The 3,528-nt window shown below is 42.6% G+C and carries 4 protein-coding genes and 1 riboswitch; of the genes, 3 read left to right on the top strand and 1 reads right to left on the bottom strand.

Annotated elements, in window-relative coordinates; all coding sequences use genetic code 11:
• Positions 1–36 precede the first annotated feature (36 nt).
• Positions 37–212: riboswitch (Lysine riboswitch) on the bottom strand.
• 196 nt (positions 213–408) lie between these two features.
• From HP456_RS21425 to HP456_RS21415, 3 genes are all read left to right on the top strand, one after another.
• Positions 409–861, top strand: a complete 453-nt coding sequence (locus tag HP456_RS21425) for an NUDIX hydrolase (protein WP_172254876.1) — start codon at positions 409–411, stop codon at positions 859–861.
• A 98-nt stretch (positions 862–959) separates the two neighbouring features.
• Positions 960–1,115 (top strand): hypothetical protein, encoded by a 156-nt coding sequence (locus HP456_RS25560; RefSeq protein WP_172254874.1) that lies wholly within the window; start codon positions 960–962, stop codon positions 1,113–1,115.
• Positions 1,108–1,482 (top strand): serine hydrolase domain-containing protein, encoded by a 375-nt coding sequence (locus HP456_RS21415; protein WP_172254872.1) that lies wholly within the window; start codon positions 1,108–1,110, stop codon positions 1,480–1,482. Before HP456_RS25560 ends, HP456_RS21415 begins: the two co-directional genes overlap by 8 nt.
• A gap of 629 nt (positions 1,483–2,111) precedes the next feature.
• On the opposite strand, the gene HP456_RS25445 is transcribed toward HP456_RS21415, so the two are convergent.
• Positions 2,112–3,005, bottom strand: a complete 894-nt coding sequence (locus tag HP456_RS25445) for a peptidoglycan-binding domain-containing protein (protein ID WP_216663377.1) — start codon at positions 3,003–3,005, stop codon at positions 2,112–2,114.
• Between the last annotated feature and the right edge of the window lie 523 nt (positions 3,006–3,528).

Raw genomic sequence — 3,528 nt, 5'->3', positions numbered from 1 at the left:
AAACGAAGAACGTCCTGAAGAATCCTGTATTAACATCTCTTCAATAGTTCTCCACAATGTGACCATTGTGACAGTCTGACACTTGTTCAATGTCAGCCCAACAAGAAACCGAATGGCTGCTTCCCGTTTCGGCGATCTGCCTTTCACTTCCCATCCCCGGATCCTTCATCCTCAGGAAAGCTACTCCTCATTCTCGCGCCTCTATTATCAGAGAGTAAGTTTATCATTTTGTAAAATCACTATACCATTGAGTTGGAAAAGTTGTCAAACAATTTTGCCAAGGAGATAGATCCCTTTGCTCATCGCTGGTGCTGTGCCTGTCCCCCCTCCTCACACTTTTGAAAAATCCACTATCAAACTCCCAGTATGGTAAAATAAGGATAAATACATATCACAGGAGGAATACACATGAGCTACGTCATGGAATTAAGAGAACTGGTCGGCGCAAGACCGTTAATCATACCGGGTGCAGTCGTCTTGATCATGAATGAAAAAGGGGAACTGCTTCTGCAGCACAGAACCGACGGAAACTGGGGACTGCCCGGCGGTCAAATGGAACTGAGGGAAAGCCTTGAAGACACGGCAAGAAGAGAAGTGAAAGAAGAAACCGGCCTTGAAATGGGAAAACTCGAATTACTAGACATATTCTCCGGTCCCGACTATTTCATCACGTTTTCCAACGGAGACGAAGTATACTCCGTAACCGCTGTCTACGTGACCCATGAACCAAAAGGAAACATCAAAATTGATTACACTGAATCCATCGATATGCAGTATTTTCATCTGGATGAATTGCCCGATGGGGTGAATGAGGCGAATCGGAGTTTTATAGAATCTTATCTAAAAAATTTTTGTGAATGATTGGCATTAAAGTAGAAACATATGAACACCTCCACACAAAACCTAAACCAACTAACAAATTACATTAATAAAAATGTTGAGATCCCAATTGGGAGTCGGTGGCTATCGTAAAAGACTTAAAAATCATCTATTCTCAAGGTTTCGGCCATTCTCAGATTTATCCTGACCGGACAATTGATGGTGAGACTTTGATGAGCATTCAAAGTATATCCAAGAATTTAATGACTCTTTCCATCATGCAGCTTGTTGACTGAATTTGATTTCATTGGATCAACCTGTGATACCTTTCTGCCCTATTTCAGAACAAAAGACAAGCAGCATTGCCAAGCCATCACTTATCCCATACAGCAGGATTACCTTCTAACACACGGATCGCTCCCAGATACACCTACAGAATTTCAGGAAGCATTGGACTACTACACCCTCACTGAAGAAGAGATTGAAAGTGTCCAAACCCGTGAAAACCTGACAAAATGGTTTAAAAAACTTGAGCTTGAGTACCCACCCGGGGCCGGTTGGAACTATTGCACCGATGCGTATGTGATGCTTGCCGATTTGTTAAAAAAAGTGACAAGTACCATTGTGAGAAGCTCCTTAAAGATGAAATTCTTACCCTTTTGAATATGTACCGGTCAACGGATGATTCAGAATTGGTTGAAGAGGTTCCGCACAGCGCGAGATATTATTTAGGGGAGGATAAAATTGAAACTCCTTTTCCAAGAACTTGCTTTCAGCTCCAATCCGATATTTATATTCAATAGCAAATGCTTTAGCGCGATATCTCGATTCCATTTAAATAAAAAACCAGACATCTTACGTCCAGAACTAGTTAAAGATATGCCGTTCACATTGTCAGTGAAGAATGGCGATTCGGCAGTGATGAGAGAAGTAACAGGCTCACATGGTTCACAGGCACGTATAGAGGTATGAGAATCGCGGAACATGGAGGCGGTCCGATGGCCGTGAAATCACTGATGCCGATAGTACCCTAACTCAATTTGAGGTCGTGCTCCTGCTGAATTATGACGAGACGATTCATCATGATATTTGCAGAAAAGTCATCAATGTGTTCACCAATTCGTAAGGTGAGTTGAGGAATGTTGGAGGGCATTAGCTCGGGCATCATGACGCTGCTCTCCTTTTTTTACATGCGCCAATAGACGGTTCCCTTGGCTCACACAGGGATTATATGAAAATGAATAAGTATAGCTGCTGATTTATAGAAAAAATCAGCAGCATCAGTATATCATTTATTGTGATTTATATTTCTTTGGTTCTTTAACCGGCTCTTTTGCGGGATTCTTCACTGGTTCTTTACTTGGTTCTTTTACTGGCTCTTTAATAGGTTCTTTCGCCGGTTCCTTTTTAGGCTCTTCTTTGACTTTACTTGGCTCTTCTGCCTCACCAGGTGTTTCTTTTTCAATTTCTTGTTTTTCTTCTACTCCGGGGCCATCTTCAGCTTTTTGACCTTCACCTGCTCCTTGACCTTCTCCTGTTCCTTGACCCTCACCTGAGCCTTGACCTTCACCTGCTCCTTGGCCTTCTCCTGTTCCTTGACCTTCACCGGAGCCTTGGCCTTCTCCTGTTCCTTGACTTTCACCTGAGCCTTTGCCTTCTCCTGTTCCTTGACCTTCACCTGAGCCTTGGCCTTCTCCTGTTCCTTGACCTTCACCGGAGCCTTGGCCTTCTCCTGTTCCTTGACCTTCACCTGAGCCTTTGCCTTCTCCTGCTCCTTGGCCTTTACCTGAGCCTTCTCCTGCTCCTTGACCTTTACCTGAGCCTTCTCCTGCTCCTTGACCTTTACCTTTTCCCGGTCCTTCACCTGGCGCAGGGAATTTCAAGTTTGAATAAGAATACGTAATCGACTGGAATGTTTTTTTATCGACTGAGCCAGTAACCGGCAGTCCATGTTGTTTCTGGTAATATTCAACACCTCGAACTGTCGTTTTGTCGAAGTGTCCGTTAATTTTGCCTGAGTAGCTTCCGATTGATTTCAACATTCCTTGAATGACATATACATCAGGTCCTTTGGCATTTTTGCCTACTGCGCTGCTTACTGATGTCATCGATACCATTAAAAAAGCAGCCAGTACGATTGCTCCAATACCTTTCATCATTCTCTTGCGTCCATTGCTTCGTTTCATATAGTACACACTCCTTACTAAAATTAATTACAAACTTACTATCCCCAAACATTGGTTACAATTACACAAGCAGCAAATGATAGTTACTAACACTATTTTCCAAACACATCTGAGTAAATGAAATACATTACCTTCATAAGTCCTTGACAGAACAAAGAAAAGCAGGTCTGACCCGCATACAGATCAGCCTGCCATTTTCACCCCCGCAATGAATGGGAACCTTGATTGATGATCGTTATGCGAAGAAGATCCTTCATGATTACCTCCACACATCAATCTTCATGAGGATGATTGCTGCTTTCCAGCTGAATGGCCACCTGATCCACCCCCCTTTTGTGAAAGTTCCAGTTCCATGTTGCGTAAAAGTTCCTGACTTTCATTCGATTTATGTGGACATGAGAAAAGTCGATCTGATAATTGCATCCTTCGCGTAAAAGATTGTGCCTGCATTTTTAATAATTGAACCCACTTTAATATAATTGAACAGCTCTTCGAAATAATTAAACCCTTTTCGCATTTAATT

It is taken from the genome of Bacillus haikouensis (assembly GCF_013179555.1).
GTDB lineage: Bacteria > Bacillota > Bacilli > Bacillales > Bacillaceae_B > Rossellomorea > Rossellomorea haikouensis_A.
This window is presented reverse-complemented; position numbering and strand designations above follow the sequence as displayed.